Raw genomic sequence first — 20373 nt, forward strand, 5'->3', positions numbered from 1 at the left:
AAAGAGAGAGCACGGGATCATTGTGTTTAAACCAGTGGCTTATTTGCCACGAGCTTCAATAACGGCCAGGGCCACGTTATTCGGCGCATCATCGTACTTCAGGAATTCCATGGAGTAAGATGCACGGCCTTTGGTCAGTGAACGCAGCTGAGTTGCATAACCGAACATTTCGGAAAGCGGAACTTCAGCATGAATCACAACGCCAGTAGCGTTAGATTCTTGGCCTTTCAGCATACCACGACGGCGGCTAAGGTCACCGATGACGTCACCAGTGTTCTCTTCCGGAGTCTCTACTTCAACCTTCATGATCGGCTCAAGCAGGACTGGTTTCGCTTTCTTAAAGCCATCTTTAAAGGCAATAGAAGCGGCCAGTTTAAACGCCAGCTCGGAGGAGTCAACGTCATGGTAAGAACCGAAGTGCAGACGCACGCCCAGATCGACTACCGGGTAACCGGCCAGTGGACCAGACTTCAGCTGTTCCTGGATGCCTTTGTCAATCGCGCCGATGAATTCACCAGGAATTACACCACCTTTGATTTCGTTGACAAACTCATACCCTTTCGGATTTGTGCCAGGTTCTAATGGGTACATGTCGATCACAACGTGACCATACTGACCGCGACCACCAGACTGCTTAGCGTGTTTACCTTCAACATCGGTAACTTTAGCGCGGATAGCTTCACGGTATGCAACCTGCGGCTTACCGACGTTAGCTTCAACGTTAAATTCACGACGCATACGGTCAACCAGGATATCCAGGTGAAGTTCACCCATACCTGCGATGATTGTCTGGCCAGACTCTTCATCAGTCCAAACGCGGAATGATGGGTCTTCTTTTGCCAGACGGCCCAGAGCCAGACCCATTTTTTCCTGGTCAGCTTTGGTTTTTGGTTCTACCGCAACGGAGATTACCGGCTCAGGGAATTCCATGCGTTCCAGGATAATCACGTTATCCGGATCACACAGGGTATCACCTGTAGTCACGTCTTTCAGACCGATCGCAGCAGCGATATCGCCCGCACGAACTTCTTTGATTTCTTCACGCTTGTTAGCGTGCATCTGAACGATACGACCCAGACGTTCACGCTGAGATTTCACTGGGTTAAATACAGTGTCACCTGAATTGACGAGACCGGAATAAACACGGAAGAACGTCAAGTTACCCACGAATGGGTCAGTAGCGATTTTGAACGCCAGAGCAGAGAACGGCTCTGAATCGTCAGAATGGCGAACTGCCGGAGTGTCTTTACCGTCGTCCAACAGGCCGTTGATAGCTTCAACGTCAGTTGGTGCTGGCAGATACTCAACAACAGCATCCAGCATTGCCTGTACGCCTTTGTTTTTAAACGCAGAACCACAGGTAACCAGGATGATTTCGTTGTTCAGAACGCGCTTACGCAGAGAAGTTTTGATCTCTTCTTCAGTCAGCTCTTCGCCACCAAAGAATTTCTCCATCAGCTCATCAGAGCCTTCAGCAGCGGCTTCAACCAGTTTCTGACGCCATTCTTCAGCCAGTTCTTGCATGTTGGCAGGGATTTCTTCGTATTCGAAGGTAACGCCCTGATCAGCTTCGTTCCAGTTGATAGCTTTCATCTTCACCAGGTCAACAACACCGGTGAATTTCTCTTCCGCGCCGATTGCCAGTTGCAGTGGCACCGGAGTTGCGCCCAGACGTTTTTCAATCTGGTCAACAACCTTCAGGAAGTTAGCACCCATACGGTCCATTTTGTTAACGAACGCGATACGAGGAACTTTATATTTGTTTGCCTGACGCCATACGGTCTCAGACTGTGGCTGAACACCGCCAACAGCACAGTAAACCATTACCGCGCCATCAAGAACACGCATGGAACGTTCTACTTCGATGGTGAAGTCAACGTGCCCTGGGGTGTCAATGATGTTGATGTGGTGTGGTTCGAACTGCTTAGCCATACCAGACCAGAAACAGGTGGTGGCAGCGGACGTGATGGTAATACCACGTTCCTGTTCCTGCTCCATCCAGTCCATGGTGGCTGCGCCATCATGAACTTCACCGATTTTGTGGTTTACACCGGTGTAGAACAGAACACGTTCGGTAGTGGTTGTCTTACCGGCGTCGATGTGAGCACTGATACCAATGTTACGGTAGCGCTCAATGGGTGTTTTACGAGCCATTTGATTCCTCTATAACTAGGACGTTCAAGTTCAGTTAACCCAAGCGGGTTGGCTTCTTGAAGCGCCCGCTTGGTTAGCATAACTACTGCTAAGTGATTACCAGCGGTAGTGGGCGAACGCCTTGTTGGCTTCAGCCATACGGTGAACGTCTTCACGTTTCTTAACTGCAGTACCTTTGTTCTCTGCAGCATCAGAAAGTTCGTTCGCCAGGCGGAGAGCCATGGATTTATCACCGCGTTTACGAGCAGCTTCAACGATCCAACGCATTGCCAGAGCATTACGACGAACCGGACGGACTTCAACTGGAACCTGATAAGTAGAACCACCTACGCGGCGGGACTTAACTTCGACAGTCGGACGAACGTTGTCCAGTGCGACTTCGAAAGCTTCCAGGTGGCCTTTACCGCTACGTTGAGCCAGGGTCTCAAGAGCAGTGTAGACGATTGCTTCTGCAGTAGATTTTTTACCATCTACCATCAGAATGTTGACGAATTTTGCCAGCAGTTCGGATCCGAACTTAGGATCTGGCAGGATTTTACGTTGACCAATGACGCGACGACGTGGCATGGAAATACTCCGTTGTTAATTCAGGATTGTCCAAAACTCTAAGAGTTTATTTTGACAGTAAAGTGAAAATGTTTGGCCTTACTTAACGGAGAACCATTAAGACTTCGGCTTTTTAACGCCGTATTTAGAACGAGATTGCTTACGATCCTTAACGCCTGAACAGTCCAGTGCGCCACGGACGGTGTGATAACGCACACCTGGCAAGTCTTTTACACGACCGCCACGGATCAGGATCACGGAGTGTTCCTGCAGGTTGTGACCTTCACCGCCGATGTAGGAGGTAACTTCAAAACCGTTAGTCAAACGCACACGGCAGACTTTACGCAGTGCGGAGTTTGGTTTTTTAGGAGTGGTGGTATATACACGAGTACATACGCCACGTTTCTGCGGGCAAGCTTCCAGCGCTGGAACGTTGCTTTTAGCAACCTTCGTAGAGCGTGGTTTGCGTACCAGCTGATTAATTGTTGCCATTAAAAAGCTCCTGGATTTTGGTTCATAAACTACTTTGTAAACGCGTGATAAATCGCCCCATAAAAAGCATTAGCTAATATGGGGACGCAGAATTTTAGGGCTGACCTAAGAGGGTGTCAAGAAATATACAGCACATCGTTGTTTCACCATGCTGTTTGCTGGGTATGTTTCTCAGTCAGCGCGACGAAACCAGTATAGTCGATCAATGTGATTCTGTGTGAAATTTGACCAACCAGACCACGAGCCGCCAAATCTTCGCTTAAAACATAAATGGACTGCACATGCTGACTCATCAGGTTGCATGCCTCACTGCCATCAAGTGCAGCCAGCACGCCATCCTGCATCAGCAGAAGCGCATCGTCCTGGGCGATCATGTGAATAAGCAATGAAAAATCACAATGTTGCGGGGAATTGGCAAGAGTAAAAAGCATGGAGTTTCCTGATTTAAAACGTCATTACCACATCATATTCGGCCAGTCGCTGGCGAATTTCAGTCACGGGCAACGGCTCAACATCCAGAACCCATTCATGGCCAGCCGACAGGCCCCGTGTCTTTAATGACTCTTCACAAACGAAACACTGATCGACATCGTAAAGAGATAACACGCCGAACGTGGCAATATAATTACGCGCCAAAATTTTTTCCGGCTGCTGCGCTGGCATTAACTGGAAAACACCATCAGCTATGAAAAATACACCAATATCTTCGGTCAGCGCTGACGTTGCCAGCAACGCATCCAGCCCTTCCCGTCCTGCAGACGTACCGTGCGGACCCTGGGTGAATACAAACGCGATCTTCTTCATTATTGCTCCCTGCATTCACACATCAGAACTGCACCAGACGATCACAGGTCAACGAAGCTTCAGCCAGACTGCCCAGTCCGGTCAGGGTAAAACCCGGCTGCAAGTTAGTCTGCCCGTGCCCCTGATTATGGGCTTCTGTTTCATCTATCACACCGCGGCGTAATGCGGCAGCTACGCACACATTGAGTGCCACCTGGTAATCTGCCGCCATGCGCTGCCAGGATCGGACTAAATCGAATTCATCGGATGCCGGCGCGGAAAGCAAATTACCATTGAGCACACCTTCACGATAAAAAAACACGCTGTCGAGATGATGACCGCTGGCGATCAGCGCCAGTGCAAACTGATACGCGGCACTGGCTTGCTGAGTGCCGTATGCAGGGCCGGTGACCAGCAGGCAGTAACGCAGTTTCAACGTTCGTTCCCCACCAGATCACCGCTTTTAAACTGGCGGATATACAGGTAGACCGTGTGCTTAGAAATGTTGAGGCGATCCGCAACCTGATTAATCGCGTCTTTGATATCAAAAATACCCTTTTCATAAAGATTCAGAACCACCTGACGGTTCTTCGCATTGTTAGATACGTTGCGGTCAGCGTTGACTTCTTCAATGGTGAATTCCAGCGTCTGAGCCACCAGATCATCTACGGATGACGCGAAGTTCACGGACGATGCCACTTCCTGCGTCTCAGGCGGCATAAAGGTCTGAATGATTTGCGAGAAAGGTACGTCAAGATTCATGTTGATGCACAGCAAGCCAATCACGCGTTGCTCACGGTTGCGAATAGCGATGGTGACTGACTTCATCAGCACACCACTTTTCGCGCGGGTGAAATAAGCTTTGGACACATTACTGTCCGCACCGGTCATGTCATGCAACATGCGCAGCGCTAAATCCGTAATTGGCGAGCCGATTTTACGACCAGTATGCTCACCATTAGCAATACGGACCGCTGAACATTTCAGGTCTTCCAGTGAATGCAGAACAATTTCGCAATGCTCACCGATCAGCATCGCAAGCCCGTCCACCACGGCCTCGTATGAAGACAAAATCTCATGATCGACCTGGCTGAACGGACGTTGGTCCAGCAAATCCAGTTCACCGGTTTCGCCAGTTATAAGCGAATTAGACATCGAAGCTACCACCCTCTCTATCGCGCCTTCCAACGGGAGTCAGGACGCATTATTCATCATTCCACGGTCGTTACTGTATCAAAGACACAGAAAAAACGGCCTTACGATTATATGGATCTGTGACGTTATGCCGGGGAAACAAAAGCGTCAAGTTATCATCATAGAGTAACCTCAATAAAATGAAGGACAGGCGGCAAGAAAAGTGAGAGGCGAAAAAAAACCGCCGCATTTAGCGACGGTTTTCTGCAACGACTCAGCAGCAACTCAGTTTGCTTTTGGTGCTGCTTCAGCAGGTTTTTCAGCTGCTTTCGGGTCAGCCTTAGGTGCCGCTTTCACATCCAGCAGTTCAACATCGAACACCAGAGTGGAGTTAGCCGGGATCCCCGGAACGCCAGTTTTACCGTAGGCCAGTGCCGGTGGGATGACCAGCTTGATTTTGCCGCCTTTCTTGATGTGTTTCAGGCCTTCAGTCCAGCCAGGAATTACACCGTCAAGACGGAAGGACAGCGGCTCACCGCGGGTATAAGAATTATCAAACTCTGTACCGTCGGTCAGGGTACCTTTGTAGTTAACGACAACGGTATCGCTGTCTTTAGGCGCTGCGCCGGCACCTGGTTTTTCAACCTGATACAACAGACCTGACTCAGTTTTCTTCACGCCTTTTTCTTTGGTGAAATCAGCACGGAATTTGTCGCCTTTGTCAGCGTTAGCTTTCGCGTCCTGCTCCATCTTAGCCTGTGCTGATGCTTTCACACGGCCTTCGAAGGTTTGCAGAGTCTGCTCGATTTCCTGATCAGACAGTTTGCTTTTGTTCGCGAACGCGTCCTGAACACCGGCGATCAACTGGTCTTTATCCAGTTTGATGCCCAGCTTTTCTTGCTCTTTCAGGGAGTTGTCCATGTAGCGACCCAGCGATGCACCCAGAGCATACGCAGCCTGCTCATCATCACTTTTGAATTTGGCCGTATCTGTTGCTGCCGGAGCAGTTGCAGCAGGGGCAGCGGCTGGCGCAGTTGCAGCAGCGGCCGGTGCTGTGGCTTCAGCAGCCATAACCTGAGTGGCATTCAGGGCGATAGCCATGGTGGTTGCCAGCAGAGTTACTTTAAACAGTGATTTCATCCATTTCTCCAGGACCAGAAATCTGTGACCTCTGGTAATAATTACGAAAGTTCGGCGGTTACTATAACTGTCCGTCTCACGACAAAACAATCTCTATACACGCCATTAGCGTCTTATTCCGACCTTTTTTACATCAATAAGTTTCGTCACACGATCGGGATATACGGATAAAGCGTCAGGGAGGTCAGGTAATCCTGCGGCTTTACGGGTAGAATCGCCGGTCTACAATACAGGATGAGGTTCAGGTCAGTGCACAACATGATCAACACGAGCCATACAGTGAGGTAATGATGATGAACTCAAATACCATTGAACAACGTCTGGAGATGCTGGAAAACAAACTGGCTTTTCAGGAAATTACCATTGAAGAGCTGAACATGATTGTCACACAGCATCAGTTGGAAATGAGCAGACTGCACGATCACCTGCGCCTGCTGACAGACAAACTGCGTGCCAGCCAGCCATCAATGATTGCCGATCAGTCGGAAGAAACGCCGCCACCGCATTATTGATACGGATTGCGACGCAACAAAAAGGCGCCCTTGCGGCGCCTTTCGTTTATATCACTGTTATATCACTGTGCGGGCGATTAATGACAACCGCAGCCGCCGTTACCGCCGCAACCGCCTTTTTTGCCGTGATCATGACCGTGGTCGTGATCATGGTCGTGGCCGTGACCACCGCAGCAACCGTCACCGTGTTCATGGTCGTGACCATGATCGTGGCCGTGTTCGCCATGAACGTGGCCATGAGCCAGTTCTTCTTCGGTCGCTTCACGGATTGCCACCACTTCAACGTGGAAGTTCAGGTTCTGGCCAGCCAGCATGTGGTTGCCATCAACCACAACGTGGTCGCCATCAACTTCAGTGATTTCGACAGGAACCGGGCCCTGATCGGTATCAGCCAGGAAACGCATACCGACTTCCAGCTCATCAACACCCATGAACACGTCTTTAGGCACGCGCTGAACCAGGTTGTCGTCGTAGTTGCCGTAAGCATCGTTCGCGCCAACATGTACGTCAAATACGTCACCAATTGCATGACCATCAAGTGCAGTTTCCAGACCGGAGATCAGGGAACCATGGCCGTGCAGGTAATCCAACGGTGCGCTCACCGGAGATTCATCAACCAACACACCGTCTTCTGTACGTACCTGATATGCCACGCTGACGACCAGGTCTTTTGCTACTTTCATGATAACTCCTACCGTTGGAAACTCAATTTTTTGTCTGCGGGCGTTGCATAACGCACGCAACTTCGCTTAAGGCTAATTCAGTGACGGCCACTTTTCGATGAGATCATCCTGAAAAGCGCGATCGGATAAATTTGGCGAAGAGTGTAGCGGAAATCCGCGTCTCTGTACTACCAGCATAAAAAAACACGAGCCATAACGCTACTTCGGATCGAAAATACCAATCACCTGCTCTTCCGGGCGAAGCTTCTTGCTGACCTGCGCGTCAGTCTGACGCTGATGGTGTCCGCACTTGACACACTCCACCACTTCAACCTTATCTTCCTGCCATAAAGCCAGTGTATCCATCGCCTTACATTTCGGACACACCGCACCAGCGATGAACCGTTTACGGGTTGTAGCCATGTTACTTCTCCTGAAATTTCCGATATTGCGTCCGGTCAGTTTTCGATCAACCACCGAAATTATTTTTCTGCTACCGGGCTATTCGTCATCGTCCCAGCCATCAAGCTGGCGACGTTCGTTATGCATTTCACTCTGAAAGATGTCTTCCAGCTCTCGCCGGGCCTCTTTCACGCGGGAAATCTGCGCAACGTCGCCGCGGTTTTGCGGCACCAGTTCACGCAACATCCGCATGTCGAGCCGACGAAAATGTTGCTGCGCGCGATACGCACTGTGCGGATGCATGCCCAGCGTCACGAGTGCTTTCTTCCCAAGCTCCAGCGCACTAGAAAACGTCTCGCGGGAAAAATTCACTACGCCGGCCTGCAAAAGCTCATGCGCTTCCACACGGCCACGGGCACGCGCCAGAATATTCAGATGGGGAAAATGCTGCTGGCATAAATGCACGATAGCCATCGTATCTTCCGGCTCATTGGAGGTAATAACGATCGACTTTGCCTTTTCCGCGCCGGACGCCCTGAGTAACTCCAGTTCGGTTGCATCGCCGTAATAGACTTTGTAGCCGTAAGTCCGCATCAACCCGACGGCGCTGATATCACGCTCCAGCACCGTAATGCGCATTTTGTTCGCCATCAGCAAACGTCCGATCACCTGCCCGAAGCGCCCGAACCCGACAATAATCACCTGCGGCTCATCATCCTGAACAAAATGCTTTTCGTCGCTTTCTTCGCCGTCGTTGTAGCGTCGCACCAAAATCCGGTCAACCCACTGCATCAGCAGCGGCGTGGTCATCATTGATAACGTCACCACCACCAGCAACAGCGAAAGCTGCGACGAAGAAATCACTTTCTGCGCGCCCGCCGCCGAGAACAGCACGAAAGCAAATTCACCGCCCTGACTGAGCACGGCGGAAAATTGCAGCCGGACCGAAGTACGCAAGCCAAATACACGGGACAGCCCGTACAACAAGGCACCTTTGACAGTCACCAGAACAATCACGCCCGCCAGCACCAGCAAAATGTGGGTGTAAAGCACGCCCAGATTCAGCGCCATGCCGACAGAAATAAAGAACAGCCCGAGCAGTAAACCCTTAAATGGCTCAATAGCGATTTCCAGTTCGTGCTGATATTCACTTTCAGCCAGTAAAATCCCGGCGATGAATGTCCCGAGTGCCATCGAAAAGCCCAGCGTATCCATAAACAGCGCCGAGCCGAGCACCACCAGCAACGCGGCGGCGGTAAACACTTCACGCACGCCGGAGGCCACAATCAGCCGGAAAATCGGCCGCAGCAGATAGCGTCCGCCAATCAACATCCCGCCAAAGGCCAGCACTTTCAGGCCGATCATTTCCCAGTTATTGCTGCCTTCGGAGCCCCCCGCCAGAATCGGGATCAGCGCCAGTGCCGGGATCACCGCGATATCCTGGAACAGCAGCACGGCAAAACCCAACTGGCCGCCTTCGTTACGCGTCATGCCTTTATCGCGCATCAGTTGCAGTGCCATCGCCGTGGATGACATCGCCAGCCCGATACCGCCAATCACCGCCGCCTGCCAGGAAAACTTCGTGAGATACAACAAACCGCCAAGCACCAGCGCGGTCAGGATCACCTGCCCGGCACCGACGCCAAAGATTTGCCGCCGCAGCGCCCACAACTTACCGGGATTCAGTTCCAGCCCGATGATAAACATCAGGAAAACCACGCCCAGTTCGGAGAAGTGCAGGATCTCATCCACGTCACGGATAAAACCTAAGCCCCACGGGCCGATGGCAATCCCCGCCAGCAAATAGCCGAGTACCGCGCCGATACCTAAACGTTGCGCCAGAGGCACGGCGACCACCGCAGCGAATAAAAACAGCAGGATTGCCGTAGGAATACTTGAAACGTCCATCAGACGATCCCCCCATGCGGCAACGGGAATTGCAGCCATTCGCCGTACGCTTCGGCATGGCTCTGCAACACATCAGGTTTCTGACGTCGCGCCCAGTAAATAACGATTGGCGTCATCCAGTGCATATGGCACATCGCCGACGTCAGCTCGAACGGACGCATAATATCGGACATCGGATAACGGTTATAACCGCCCGCACGGTAAGCGCCTTCCGGCTCGCCGGTGGTAACGACCGAACGCCAGTATTTGCCGTTTAGCGCATTCCCGCCAGCACCGCTGGCAAACCCCCGGGCCAGCACGCGATCCATCCATTCCTTTAATAAAGCCGGGCAACTGTAGGTATAAAGAGGATGCTGGAAGACGATCACTTTGTGTTCACGCAGCAGTTGTTGTTCGCGGTGGATATCAATAAAAAAATCAGGATAGTGGGCGTACAAATCATGCACGGTGACATGCTCAAGTTGCTGTGCCTGCTGTAACAAAACGCGGTTGGCGACTGAATCGGGTGATTCCGGGTGGGCGTACAGCAGCAAAACCTTTGGTGGCTGCGACATCAATACCTCCAAAGCGTCGTCAGGGTGCGGTTTTTCCGTTACCATGCTTCGCAAAGACAAAATGGGACGCGATACGTCTTGTTTAAATCATTATCATGACAATTTAACATACTCTCAACACGGCGCTTTATGATTGTTTTCTCCTCCTTACAAATCCGACGCGGCACTAACGTGCTGCTGGACAACGCGTCTGCGACCATCAATCCCGGCCAGAAAGTCGGGCTGGTGGGCAAAAATGGCTGCGGTAAATCCACCCTGATTTCGCTGCTTAAAGGTGAAATGAGCGCCGATGCAGGCAACCTGACGTTTCCGTCCAACTGGGCGCTGGCCTGGGTCAATCAGGAAACACCCGCTCTGGACCAGCCTGCGATAGAGTATGTTATCGACGGTGACCGCGAATTTCGCCAACTGGAAGCGCAATTGCAGCACGCTAACGAGCGTGATGACGGCCACGCCATCGCCACACTGCACGGTAAACTCGACGCCATCAACGCCTGGACCATTCCGGCGCGCGCGGCGAGCCTGCTCAGCGGATTGGGCTTTACTCAGAATCAGTTGCAGCAGCCAGTCAAATCGTTCTCCGGCGGCTGGCGCATGCGTCTCAACCTTGCGCAGGCGCTGATTTGCCGTTCTGATTTACTGCTGCTCGATGAACCGACTAACCACCTGGATCTCGACGCCGTCATCTGGCTGGAGAAATGGCTGAAAAGCTACACTGGCACGCTGGTGCTGATTTCCCATGACCGGGACTTTCTCGATCCGATCATCGATAAAATACTGCATATCGAACAGCAGACGCTGAACGAATACACCGGTAACTACTCGTCTTTCGAACGCCAGCGTGCGACCAAACTGTCGCAACAGCAGGCATTGTTTGAAAGTCAGCAGGAGAAAGTGGCGCATCTGCAAAGTTATATTGACCGTTTCCGTGCGCAGGCGACCAAAGCCAAGCAGGCGCAAAGCCGTATTAAAATGCTGGAACGCATGGAGCTGATAGCCCCGGCGCACGTCGACAATCCTTTTCATTTTAGCTTCCGCTCGCCGGAAAGTTTGCCCGATCCGCTGTTGCGGATGGAAAAAGTCAGCGCCGGTTATGGCGACACCACGATTCTGGAGTCGATCAAACTGAATCTGGTGCCGGGTTCACGTATCGGCTTACTCGGCCGTAACGGGGCCGGGAAGTCCACGCTGATCAAACTGCTGGCTGGCACCATGCCGCCGCTTCACGGTGACATTGGTCTGGCGAAAGGCGTCAAACTCGGTTACTTCGCGCAGCATCAGCTGGAGTTCCTGCGCGCAGAAGATTCGCCGCTGCAACATCTGGTACGCCTGGCGAACAAAGAAACCGAACAGCAGTTGCGCGATTATCTCGGCGGATTTGGTTTCCACGGCGATAAAGTGACGGATCCTACCGGGCGATTCTCCGGCGGTGAAAAAGCGCGTCTGGTGCTGGCACTGATTGTCTGGCAGCGCCCTAACCTGCTGTTGCTCGATGAACCGACCAACCACCTGGATCTCGATATGCGTCAGGCGCTGACCGAAGCGCTGATCGACTTCGAGGGCGCGATGGTTGTCGTGTCGCATGACCGCCACTTACTGCGCTCCACCACTGACGATTTGTATCTGGTACACGGCGGCAAAGTGGAACAGTTCGACGGCGATCTGGAAGATTATCAGCAATGGCTGGTGGACATTCAGCGTCAGGAAAGCCAGCAGGACGCACCGGCCAAAGACGGCGGCGTTAACAGCGCGCAGTCGCGTAAAGACCAGAAACGTCGCGAAGCCGATTTCCGCAATCAGACCCAGCCGCTGCGTAAGCAAATCACCAAACTTGAAGCGCAGATGGAAAAACTAAGTACAGAACTGGCGACCATTGAAGAGCGTCTGGCTGATTCCGCGATTTACGACAACAGCCGTAAAGCCGATCTCACCGAATGTCTGCAACAGCAGACCAAAGTGAAAGGCGCGCTGGAAGAGACCGAAATGACCTGGCTCGATGCACAGGAACAACTGGAAGACATGTCGAAGGCCTTTGATCTCGACTAGAAGATCGTTCGGTAAGAAATGAGAAAGGCGCCACGACGGCGCCTTTCTTTTGTCTGCAAATCAGTGCCAGATCAGCAACACACAGGCGGCGGTCAGAATCCCCATCGCGATATTGAAGGTGTACCACGCACGCCTGCTGCGCAGCAGGCGGCCAATTACGGTACCGAAGCCAAGCCAGATGATCCCGGACACCAGATTGACCAGGAACATCCCGAGGCTGATACCGGCAATAGAATGGTTATAGGCGGCACCGGCCAGACTGAAGCTCGCGACCGCGCCCAGCCCCATCAGCCACGCTTTCGGGTTGAGGAATTGCAGCAACCAGCCCTGATACAAGCGGATCGGCCTGGGTGGCGGTGCGCCGGTTTCCAGTTTTTCATAGGCAGATGTCGCAATCTTCCACGCCAGCCACAGCAGATACAGGCTACCGGCGATTTTGAGGAACAGATGTAACGCAGGATAAATCGTGATGAGCCCGCCGACCCCAAACGCCACCAGCAGCAAAATACTTTGCATGCCAAGCATAATGCCGACCATCAGCCAGAGTGAGCGGAAGAACCCGAAGTTAGCGCCAGACGTGGTTAACAACATATTGTTCGGGCCAGGGGTGATAGCGGCGACCCATAAAAATCCAAGCATCGAGAAAAATAAACCAGGTTCCATTTAATTTGGGTTCTCCGACCCGAAAGATGTGCGATAGCATTGAAGCTAACAGCGTGATATTGATCGCACAAGAGTCTCTTAAGAGAAATTTATTCATCTTATGTTTGAATCCTTTCGCCCCCTGCGCGGAGCCAGTAATCCTCACATCCAGACGCTGTTACCGCGGCTCGTTCGGCGGCACGCAAAACTCAAACCTCACTGGCAAAGGCTGGATACGCCGGACGGGGATTTTCTGGATTTAGCCTGGACTGAAGACCCGGAACAGGCGCGACATAAACCGCGCATGATCCTGTTTCACGGACTGGAAGGCAGTTTCTTCAGCCCTTATGCCCACGGTCTATTGCAGGCCTGGAAAGACAAAGGCTGGCTCGGCGTCGTCATGCATTTTCGCGGATGCAGCGGTGAACCCAATAAACTGCTGCGTATTTACCATTCCGGTGAAACCGAAGACGCCCGTTTTTTCATTCGCTGGCTCAATGAAACTTATGGCGAAGTCCCGACCGGCGCGGTGGGCGTGTCGCTCGGCGGCAATATGCTGGCCTGTTATCTCGGGCAGGAAGGGGAAACGTGTACGCTGAGCGCCGCCGTGGTGGTCTCCGCGCCGCTGATGCTGGAACCTTGCGCTTACCGGCTGGAACAAGGTTCATCACGGATTTATCAGCGCTATCTGCTCGATCAGCTCAAAGGCAATGCCTCGCGCAAACTGGCGAAATATCCGGGCACATTGCCCGTCACGCTGGAGCAGCTAAAAGCCATGCGTTACCTTCGTGAATTCGACGACGCCATCACCTCAAAAGCACACGGATTTACCGACGCGCTGGATTATTACCGCCGGTGCAGCGGCCTGCCGTTACTGGCGCAGATCAGAACGCCGTTGCTGATTATCCACGCCAAAGACGACCCGTTTATGACGCCGGAGGTCATCCCGAAAGCAGAAGATTTACCGGATTGCGTGGAATATCAGTTAACAGAACATGGCGGACATGTCGGGTTTGTTTCCGGCAGCTTACGTCATCCGCAGATGTGGCTGGAGCAACGCATTCCGGCCTGGATCGCCCCGTATTTAGAAAATAAGACTAAGGAAACAACAGAGTGATTATTCCCTGGCAGGAACTGGACGCTGAACTGCTCACCAGCGTGGTGGAATCCTTCGTATTGCGCGAAGGCACCGATTACGGCGAGCAGGAACGATCGCTGGAACAAAAAGTCGATGACGTGAAACGTCAGCTGAAAAGTGGCGAGGTTGTGCTGGTCTGGTCAGAACTGCATGAAACGCTGAACATTATGCCGCGTGGTCAGTTCCGCGCCGGGCAGGAAGAAACCCCGCAGGACTGGTAACTCACGGCTCCGTCGATGCGGAGCCGTTTTCTTACGCCGTTGCCGAAATACAGGTTCCGGCGTCTCCCGCCAGCACCGCCTCGATCTGATCCAGCGCGCCGATATAGGCCGGATAGCCGCTGTAATTCACAAACGCGCTGACCGCCGCGACTTTGGGGCCCATCGAACCGTCGTTTTGCGCAAAAGGCGCGAGCTGCGCGGGCGTCGCACGACGGATCGCCCGTTGCTGCGGCGTGCCCCAGTGTTCATACACCGCATCGGCATCGGTCAGGATCACCAGCTTTTGCGCCTTCAGTTGACGCGCCAGCAGCGCTGCCGACAAATCCTTGTCGATTACCGCCTGCGCGCCGTTGCCATCTTCAAACACCGGAATACCGCCACCGCCATTACAAATCACCACGTGCCCGCGCGCCAGCAATTGCTGAATAGCGTCGATATCCACAATCCGCTTAGGCACGGGTGACGCCACCACGCGGCGCAAATAAGCCCCGTCGGCTTTCATTTTCCAGCCATGCAGATTTTCCAGTTCCTGCTGAGATCCCGGCGGGTACACCGGCCCGATAAATTTTTCGGGAGAGGCAAACGCCGGATCGCGGCTGTCGACTTCAATGCGCGTCAGCACGGTGGACACCTCTGGCATGCCCGTCTGCTGCCCGAGCATTTGCGCCAGCATAAACCCGATCATGCCCTGTGTTTCTGCGACCAGAATATCCAGCGGATAGGCGGGCACCTCCGTATACGCCTGATTTTGTAATGACAACAATCCGACCTGGGGTCCGTTGCCGTGAACAATCGCCAGACGGTAGCGCGTCGCCAGCCGCGCCAGCGCACCGGCCACCGTCGCAATATTGCGATACTGATTTTCAGCCGACAGGCATTCGCCACGTTGTAAAAGCGCATTACCGCCCAGTGCGACCACTAAAGTTTCCATGTTTCCTCCTTAAAGAAAGTGTTCCCTGAAAAGCGTCAATGCCAGCCAGACGCCAAGCAGCGTATCGGCACCCGACGTGTGCCCCAGCGCCAGAACCTGCTCTGCGCGCCGGGCACGAATCAGATGCAGCAATGGGGTGGAAAATTGTCTTCTCACCGCATGATGCAGATAGGCGCAACTGACCGATGACGTGAGCGTGCGCAGGTCCGGTGTATGATCAAAAAAGTCACCGACCGGCAACCCGTGCGCCGCACACACCAGCAACATGCCGGTCAGCGTGTCGTCGTGGCTCGGTGTCAGCCCCGCGCCTTTGCCCACTACGTTCTGCCAGTCAACGCGATGCCCCTGCAACTGCCGCAATAACTGATGCTGAATATGCGCCAGTTCTCCGCCGGGCGGTTCAAGGACAACCTGACGAAGCTCACCGAACAGCCCCGTAAGCTGCGGGCATCCGGTCAGAAAACCGTGCACATAGTCGTAAAGCTGCCGCGAGCCTTGTGTTACGTGCAAATCCAGTCTGCGCGCGGGCGGGTTTTCAGCACCCGCCCGCATCACATCGCCCAACGTCAGACGACTGAGTAGCCCTTCAAAATCCCGCGCCCGCAACAGCCATCCCATCGGGCTCAACCCTTTGCCGTATCGATGCAGCGTCAGCCATTCGCCCCGCTCATTGATCAGGTTGATGGCGCGGGAAAACAAACCAACGACCAGCCAGTCACCGGGACATACCGGTGCGTGAGCGCTGACCGCCAGCGGTGCGGGAATATTCATACCTGAGGATGCACCCCGAGATGTTCCGCCAGAGCCTCCAGCGCCTGTTCGAAGCAGGCCAGCGGCGCACGTACCGTGCCTGCACCAATCTGACCAATCCCCGGTTCGCGGTGAGCAATGCCGGTGTTAATCAGCGGCGTGATGCCGGTTTCCACCACACGCCGCACATCCAGCCCGAGGCAGGCGCCCTGAAAATCCCAGCCGGGAATTTGCAGCATCATGTTGCGTTCGAGGAAGATTTCCGCCATTTCCTCAGACACGGTGATGGCGGCGTCCATCCCGCCTGCGCCGACAAAACGGGTCACGCCCGGCGCGGCAATCATCGCTGCGCCGCCGACGCCAAAGGTTTCCGTGATGGCGCTGTCGCCCATGTCCGGGTTGGCGTCTTGCTGGCTGTAGCCGCTGAAGAACAACCCCTGCGGCATATTCACCGGTGCGGTAAACCAGCGATCGCCGAGGCCGCTGACGCGGATACCAAACTCTTTGCCGTTGCGGGTCATGGCGGTGACGATACTGCCTTTGCCGATGGCCGCACCGGCATCCATTGCCGCCTTGCAGTAAGCCATCGCCAGATTGAGGAAGAACTGATCGGTCGTACTCAGAAAATGCAAAACGTCAGTCAGCGTGGTTTTATCCAGATTGCCTGCCGCCAGTTGCGGTGCCAGCGAACGCATCAGTAACGCCGAAGTGGCGATATTGCGCTGATGGAATTCATCGCCCATCGTAATGCCCTGCGCCATCATCGCCGTTAAATCGATACCGCGCTCGAGACGATGCAACGCGCCACTCAGTGCCGGTGCCAGCACGTCGCGCATCCAGCGCAAACGCATCTGAACATCCGGTCCATAGGCACCGAAACGCATCACCTTGCCGATACCTTCGTTCATGTTGCAGAAAGCACGGTTGCCGTCAGTGAGATTGCCGATCACCAGCACCGGCATGTTCGCCGACGTGATACCGCCCATCGGCCCGACCGCACTGACGTGATGACAAGGCACAAACCGGATTTCGCCACTATTCAGCAATTGCAACGCACGTTGTTCATCCTGCGCCCAGCCTTCAAACAGACAGGCGCCGATGCAGGCACCGCGCACCGGGCCGGTCATGTCTTCCCAGCAGACAGGCGGGCCTGCATGCAGCAGGGTTTTTCCCTGATTCAGCACCGGGATCACCTGACGGGCGGGCTGAACATCAAGCCAGTGCGGGCGCGCCTGACGAATGCGTTCGATAACGGCGGTATTGGCCTGTTCGAGGGTATTTTTCATAAGATGTCTCGTTATCCGAAGAGGGGAAGCGGCTCAGCCCAGTTGTTTTAACAAGCTGGCCAGCCGGAGATTGCCACCCGCAACGGGCGACCATGGGTAGTGCACGACCGGCACCGAAGCCGATTGCAAATCCAGCGCAAAACTGCGCAGTCCGGCGTTGATCACCGCGACCTGCGACAACAGCGGGCAAGTTGATGCCGTAGGTGTCACGGCAGTTTGGGTACATAAGGTGTGTGCCAGCAGCGTGGCTTCCGGCAGGGTTTGCACCACTAAAATGCCCGCCTCGCGCAATAGAGCGATTTGCTGCGAACGGCACTGCGGATCCTGCTCACTGCCCGTCACCATGGCGATCACCACCAGCGGCGCATGTCGGGCGCGCTGCGTCATCAGTTGCCTGACAGCCGTTGCCACCGAACCGGCCGGATCGCGCTGCGCGCCATAACCAATGACCACATCCAGCAGCAGCACGCCGGTTTCAGATTTACCGGCCAGCCCGAGAATCAGCTGTTCCCGCGAGGTCGGGTCAATCATCGGATGCGGTTTGCCAACGGTGTAGAAATCGTCGCCCAAATCAATGATGCGGTGTCCGTTGTGGTCAAGCATGGTGCCGTGCTCATGGACATGATCGGCTTCCACGTCCAGCAGAGCGGCCAGCACCATTGCGGCCTCGGCGGCCAGCGTGCCACCGGTAAACAATCCGGCGATTTTTTTACCCGTGACATCAGGCTGCGATGCGGCAACCTGAACCACCCGCGCCAGCAGGCAGGCGATGCGTGCCGCTTCATCGAGGGTCGATGCCAGCCAGACATTACCGTCACGTGCCTGGCTGACCGGCGCACCGAGAAACAGCGCCACCACTGGCTTACGAATAGCTTTCATCGCTGCCATCACTTTCAGGCGAACGGCATCTGCCGGGGGTTTGGAGACAAAGGCCAGCACCTGACTTTGCGGATCCTCCGCCAGCATCTTCAGCGACGTCAGCGCACTGATGCCGCCGACCTGCGCGGAAAGATCGCGTCCTCCGAGGCCGATAGCCTGCGAAATGCCCTGTCCGTTCAGCGCAATTTGCGACGTCAGTTCCTGAATGCCGGTACCGGATGCGCCGGTCACGCCAATCACGCCTTGCGGCAACACATTGGCAAACGCCAGCGGTGCACCGGCAATAATGGCGGTGCCGCAATCCGGCCCCATCACCAGCAGCCCTTTCTCACAGGCTTTTTGTTTAAGCGCGATTTCGTCTTCCAGCGTGACGTTATCAGAGAAAATCATCACGTTGCGGCCACTGTCGAGCGCCTGATGCGCCAGCCCGGCGGCATACTCGCCCGCAATGGAAATCAGCATCAGATTAGCGTCAGGAAGGCGTTGTTCCGCGCTGGAAAAACGGCGCGCTACCGGCAGAGATCGCCCGCCGCGTTGCCCGGCTGACATGGCTTTTAAGGCGTCTTCAAGCTGTGCGGTAATCGCAGCAATAATGCCTGCTTCGCGACTTTCGCTACGCACCGCCACGCAGATATCATTCGGCGTCGCCTGTTCAAAACAGGCATGCCAGAAACCGGTGGCTTCTAATAACGCTTTATTGGCGGGTGTCCCCATCATCACCGATACATCGTCAACGTCCGGTGATTCACTGAGCTGGCGGGAAATAATCATCAGGCTGACGGAATCCTGAAAACTTCCTTTTTTAATACAGGCGTGGATCATCTGCTTCCCTTATATTTTCAGACGGTGAGACGCAGGCTACGCAGAAATAAAACCTCGCAAGGTGAACTGGCTCACACTTGATTTATTGTCAGGTTTAATTAAATAACCACGCTGATTTACATGTGAAAAAATTAAATAATGAATAACGATTAAATAAAAAATTAATAAGAAAAAATGCGCATTAGCAAATTGATTTTCGCTATCCCTGATTAGTTATTCAGATCACATTCTCACGCGGGATATCCCGTATTTTCTTCGCTATTCAACGCCTCATTCGCTGCAAATAAGGAACGCCAGATGAAGGTCAGTCGCGAAGAATTACACCAGCTTATTGCCCGCAAACTCACCACCGCCGGTTTAACGCCGGAACATGCCGCCGTGGTGGCCGACGTGCTCTCTTATGCTGATGCCAGAGGCATCCATTCTCACGGCGCGGTGCGGGTTGAATATTATGCCGAACGTATTGCCAGAGGCGGCACCAACACCTCTCCGGCGTTGCAGTGGGAAGAAACCGGGCCATGCAGCGGCATTCTGCATGCCGATAACGGCCCCGGACACGTCGCAGCAAACCTGGCGATGGAACATGCCATCGACATGGCAAAAACCAAAGGCGTCGCCGTGGTGGGAATCCGACAGATGGGGCATTGCGGCGCGCTGTCTTATTTCGTTCACCGCGCGGCCAAAGCCGGTTTGATCGCGGTTTCCGTTTGCCAGTCTGACCCGATGGTGGTGCCGTTTGGTTCCGCCGACATCTATTACGGCACCAACCCGATTGCCTTTGCCGCACCCGGCGAAGGGGAGCAAATCATCACCTTTGACATGGCGACCACCGTGCAGGCGTGGGGGAAAATCCTTGATGCCCGGGCGCGCAATGAAAAAATCCCTGACACCTGGGCGGTAGATGGCGCAGGCAATCCCACCACCGATCCTTATGCCGTCGAAGCGCTTCTGCCGATGTCCGGCCCGAAAGGCTACGGCCTGATGATGATGGTTGATGTGTTGTCCGGTATTTTGCTCGGCCTGCCGTTCGGGCGCTCCGTCAGCTCGATGTATGAAGACCTCACCGCCGGTCGTGACCTCGGCCAGTTGCACATTGTGATTAATCCGGCGTTCTTTACCTCTTCTCAGATATTCAGAAAAAATATCAGCCAGATGCTGGCCGAATTAGTGGCACTTCGCCCGGCGCCGGGTTTTGAAAAAGTGCTGTATCCGGGCCAGAACCTGGATATTTATGAAGAGCATACGAAAGCCAATGGAATAGAACTGATAGATGATATTTATCGTTATTTAATTTCCGATGAGCTTTATACCCACACTTATCAAACACAATCTCCTTTCGCACATTAATTATTTATTTAAAGGTGAATATGC

Annotated in this window: 22 protein-coding genes; 5 read left to right on the forward strand and 17 right to left on the reverse strand. The window is 53.8% G+C overall.

Annotated elements, in window-relative coordinates:
- Nucleotides 1–39 precede the first annotated feature (39 nt).
- The 8 genes from fusA to fkpA form a co-directional block, all read right to left on the reverse strand.
- Complete coding sequence (fusA, locus tag UC14_RS13440; protein WP_013573669.1) at nt 40–2154, reverse strand: elongation factor G; 2115 nt, start codon at nt 2152–2154, stop codon at nt 40–42.
- A gap of 96 nt (nt 2155–2250) precedes the next feature.
- Nucleotides 2251–2721: a 30S ribosomal protein S7 gene (gene rpsG, locus UC14_RS13445; RefSeq protein WP_005969574.1), complete on the reverse strand. Its 471-nt coding sequence runs from the start codon at nt 2719–2721 to the stop codon at nt 2251–2253.
- A gap of 96 nt (nt 2722–2817) precedes the next feature.
- On the reverse strand, nt 2818–3192 hold the full coding sequence (rpsL, locus tag UC14_RS13450; protein ID WP_013573668.1) for a 30S ribosomal protein S12: 375 nt from the start codon (nt 3190–3192) through the stop codon (nt 2818–2820).
- Between the two features lie 143 nt (nt 3193–3335).
- Nucleotides 3336–3623: a sulfurtransferase complex subunit TusB gene (gene tusB / locus UC14_RS13455; RefSeq protein ID WP_013573667.1), complete on the reverse strand. Its 288-nt coding sequence runs from the start codon at nt 3621–3623 to the stop codon at nt 3336–3338.
- A 13-nt stretch (nt 3624–3636) separates the two neighbouring features.
- Nucleotides 3637–3996, reverse strand: coding sequence for a sulfurtransferase complex subunit TusC (gene tusC, locus UC14_RS13460; RefSeq protein ID WP_013573666.1), 360 nt, complete (start codon nt 3994–3996; stop codon nt 3637–3639).
- A gap of 22 nt (nt 3997–4018) precedes the next feature.
- Complete coding sequence (gene tusD / locus UC14_RS13465; RefSeq protein ID WP_013573665.1) at nt 4019–4411, reverse strand: sulfurtransferase complex subunit TusD; 393 nt, start codon at nt 4409–4411, stop codon at nt 4019–4021.
- Nucleotides 4408–5130, reverse strand: coding sequence for a transcriptional regulator (locus UC14_RS13470; RefSeq protein WP_013573664.1), 723 nt, complete (start codon nt 5128–5130; stop codon nt 4408–4410). Before UC14_RS13470 ends, tusD begins: the two co-directional genes overlap by 4 nt.
- Nucleotides 5131–5394: 264 nt before the next feature.
- Nucleotides 5395–6249, reverse strand: a complete 855-nt coding sequence (gene fkpA, locus UC14_RS13475) for an FKBP-type peptidyl-prolyl cis-trans isomerase (protein ID WP_013573663.1) — start codon at nt 6247–6249, stop codon at nt 5395–5397.
- Between the two features lie 293 nt (nt 6250–6542).
- Between fkpA and UC14_RS13480 the strand changes: the two genes are divergently transcribed.
- Complete coding sequence (locus tag UC14_RS13480; protein WP_014411533.1) at nt 6543–6761, forward strand: protein SlyX; 219 nt, start codon at nt 6543–6545, stop codon at nt 6759–6761.
- A gap of 77 nt (nt 6762–6838) precedes the next feature.
- Here the strand turns inward: UC14_RS13480 and slyD are convergent, their stop codons facing one another.
- The 4 genes from slyD to kefG form a co-directional block, all read right to left on the reverse strand.
- Complete coding sequence (gene slyD / locus UC14_RS13485) at nt 6839–7444, reverse strand: peptidylprolyl isomerase (protein WP_013573661.1); 606 nt, start codon at nt 7442–7444, stop codon at nt 6839–6841.
- Between the two features lie 198 nt (nt 7445–7642).
- The gene (locus UC14_RS13490; protein ID WP_112197871.1) at nt 7643–7846 is read right to left on the reverse strand and encodes a YheV family putative zinc ribbon protein; all 204 of its coding nucleotides are present in this window, start codon (nt 7844–7846) and stop codon (nt 7643–7645) included.
- Between the two features lie 78 nt (nt 7847–7924).
- Complete coding sequence (gene kefB / locus UC14_RS13495; protein WP_013573659.1) at nt 7925–9733, reverse strand: glutathione-regulated potassium-efflux system protein KefB; 1809 nt, start codon at nt 9731–9733, stop codon at nt 7925–7927.
- Complete coding sequence (kefG, locus tag UC14_RS13500; protein WP_112197872.1) at nt 9733–10287, reverse strand: glutathione-regulated potassium-efflux system ancillary protein KefG; 555 nt, start codon at nt 10285–10287, stop codon at nt 9733–9735. The genes kefB and kefG overlap by 1 nt, the downstream gene beginning before the upstream one ends.
- A gap of 129 nt (nt 10288–10416) precedes the next feature.
- On the opposite strand from kefG, the gene UC14_RS13505 reads away from it, so the two are divergent.
- On the forward strand, nt 10417–12333 hold the full coding sequence (locus tag UC14_RS13505) for an ABC transporter ATP-binding protein (RefSeq protein WP_013573657.1): 1917 nt from the start codon (nt 10417–10419) through the stop codon (nt 12331–12333).
- Between the two features lie 60 nt (nt 12334–12393).
- Here UC14_RS13505 and UC14_RS13510 read toward each other — a convergent pair whose 3' ends face one another.
- Nucleotides 12394–12996, reverse strand: coding sequence for a LysE family translocator (locus UC14_RS13510; RefSeq protein WP_013573656.1), 603 nt, complete (start codon nt 12994–12996; stop codon nt 12394–12396).
- 100 nt (nt 12997–13096) lie between these two features.
- Between UC14_RS13510 and UC14_RS13515 the strand changes: the two genes are divergently transcribed.
- Together UC14_RS13515 and UC14_RS13520 are read left to right on the forward strand one after the other, a co-directional pair.
- Nucleotides 13097–14092 (forward strand): hydrolase, encoded by a 996-nt coding sequence (locus UC14_RS13515; RefSeq protein WP_014411530.1) that lies wholly within the window; start codon nt 13097–13099, stop codon nt 14090–14092.
- Nucleotides 14089–14334, forward strand: coding sequence for a YheU family protein (locus tag UC14_RS13520; RefSeq protein ID WP_013573654.1), 246 nt, complete (start codon nt 14089–14091; stop codon nt 14332–14334). The genes UC14_RS13515 and UC14_RS13520 overlap by 4 nt, the downstream gene beginning before the upstream one ends.
- Before the next feature lie 31 nt (nt 14335–14365).
- Here UC14_RS13520 and UC14_RS13525 read toward each other — a convergent pair whose 3' ends face one another.
- Genes UC14_RS13525 through fdrA form a run of 4 tightly spaced genes read right to left on the reverse strand, consistent with a single transcriptional unit; the run spans nt 14366 to nt 19002 of the window.
- Nucleotides 14366–15265 carry a carbamate kinase gene (locus UC14_RS13525; protein WP_013573653.1) on the reverse strand — a complete coding sequence of 300 codons (900 nt, stop codon included), beginning with the start codon at nt 15263–15265 and terminating at the stop codon, nt 14366–14368.
- A gap of 9 nt (nt 15266–15274) precedes the next feature.
- The gene (locus UC14_RS13530) at nt 15275–16036 is read right to left on the reverse strand and encodes a DUF2877 domain-containing protein (protein WP_013573652.1); all 762 of its coding nucleotides are present in this window, start codon (nt 16034–16036) and stop codon (nt 15275–15277) included.
- The gene (locus UC14_RS13535; protein WP_013573651.1) at nt 16033–17301 is read right to left on the reverse strand and encodes a DUF1116 domain-containing protein; all 1269 of its coding nucleotides are present in this window, start codon (nt 17299–17301) and stop codon (nt 16033–16035) included. Before UC14_RS13535 ends, UC14_RS13530 begins: the two co-directional genes overlap by 4 nt.
- A 33-nt stretch (nt 17302–17334) precedes the next feature.
- Nucleotides 17335–19002: an acyl-CoA synthetase FdrA gene (gene fdrA, locus UC14_RS13540; RefSeq protein ID WP_112197873.1), complete on the reverse strand. Its 1668-nt coding sequence runs from the start codon at nt 19000–19002 to the stop codon at nt 17335–17337.
- A 297-nt stretch (nt 19003–19299) separates the two neighbouring features.
- On the opposite strand from fdrA, the gene allD reads away from it, so the two are divergent.
- Nucleotides 19300–20349 (forward strand): ureidoglycolate dehydrogenase, encoded by a 1050-nt coding sequence (gene allD / locus UC14_RS13545; RefSeq protein WP_013573649.1) that lies wholly within the window; start codon nt 19300–19302, stop codon nt 20347–20349.
- The last annotated feature ends 24 nt before the right edge of the window (nt 20350–20373 follow it).

The sequence above is a fragment of the Rahnella sp. NRRL B-41462 genome, from assembly GCF_003263525.1.
Lineage (GTDB): Bacteria > Pseudomonadota > Gammaproteobacteria > Enterobacterales > Enterobacteriaceae > Rahnella > Rahnella aceris.

Coding starts and splice junctions, on each gene's coding strand:
- fusA (WP_013573669.1), bottom strand. CDS start 2,154: ATGGCTCGTAAAACACCCATTGAGCGCTACCGTAACATTGGTATCAGT.
- rpsG (WP_005969574.1), bottom strand. CDS start 2,721: ATGCCACGTCGTCGCGTCATTGGTCAACGTAAAATCCTGCCAGATCCT.
- rpsL (WP_013573668.1), bottom strand. CDS start 3,192: ATGGCAACAATTAATCAGCTGGTACGCAAACCACGCTCTACGAAGGTT.
- tusB (WP_013573667.1), bottom strand. CDS start 3,623: ATGCTTTTTACTCTTGCCAATTCCCCGCAACATTGTGATTTTTCATTG.
- tusC (WP_013573666.1), bottom strand. CDS start 3,996: ATGAAGAAGATCGCGTTTGTATTCACCCAGGGTCCGCACGGTACGTCT.
- UC14_RS13470 (WP_013573664.1), bottom strand. CDS start 5,130: ATGTCTAATTCGCTTATAACTGGCGAAACCGGTGAACTGGATTTGCTG.
- fkpA (WP_013573663.1), bottom strand. CDS start 6,249: ATGAAATCACTGTTTAAAGTAACTCTGCTGGCAACCACCATGGCTATC.
- UC14_RS13480 (WP_014411533.1), top strand. CDS start 6,543: ATGAACTCAAATACCATTGAACAACGTCTGGAGATGCTGGAAAACAAA.
- slyD (WP_013573661.1), bottom strand. CDS start 7,444: ATGAAAGTAGCAAAAGACCTGGTCGTCAGCGTGGCATATCAGGTACGT.
- UC14_RS13490 (WP_112197871.1), bottom strand. CDS start 7,846: ATGGCTACAACCCGTAAACGGTTCATCGCTGGTGCGGTGTGTCCGAAA.
- kefB (WP_013573659.1), bottom strand. CDS start 9,733: ATGGACGTTTCAAGTATTCCTACGGCAATCCTGCTGTTTTTATTCGCT.
- kefG (WP_112197872.1), bottom strand. CDS start 10,287: ATGTCGCAGCCACCAAAGGTTTTGCTGCTGTACGCCCACCCGGAATCA.
- UC14_RS13505 (WP_013573657.1), top strand. CDS start 10,417: ATGATTGTTTTCTCCTCCTTACAAATCCGACGCGGCACTAACGTGCTG.
- UC14_RS13510 (WP_013573656.1), bottom strand. CDS start 12,996: ATGGAACCTGGTTTATTTTTCTCGATGCTTGGATTTTTATGGGTCGCC.
- UC14_RS13515 (WP_014411530.1), top strand. CDS start 13,097: ATGTTTGAATCCTTTCGCCCCCTGCGCGGAGCCAGTAATCCTCACATC.
- UC14_RS13525 (WP_013573653.1), bottom strand. CDS start 15,265: ATGGAAACTTTAGTGGTCGCACTGGGCGGTAATGCGCTTTTACAACGT.
- UC14_RS13530 (WP_013573652.1), bottom strand. CDS start 16,036: ATGAATATTCCCGCACCGCTGGCGGTCAGCGCTCACGCACCGGTATGT.
- UC14_RS13535 (WP_013573651.1), bottom strand. CDS start 17,301: ATGAAAAATACCCTCGAACAGGCCAATACCGCCGTTATCGAACGCATT.
- fdrA (WP_112197873.1), bottom strand. CDS start 19,002: ATGATCCACGCCTGTATTAAAAAAGGAAGTTTTCAGGATTCCGTCAGC.
- allD (WP_013573649.1), top strand. CDS start 19,300: ATGAAGGTCAGTCGCGAAGAATTACACCAGCTTATTGCCCGCAAACTC.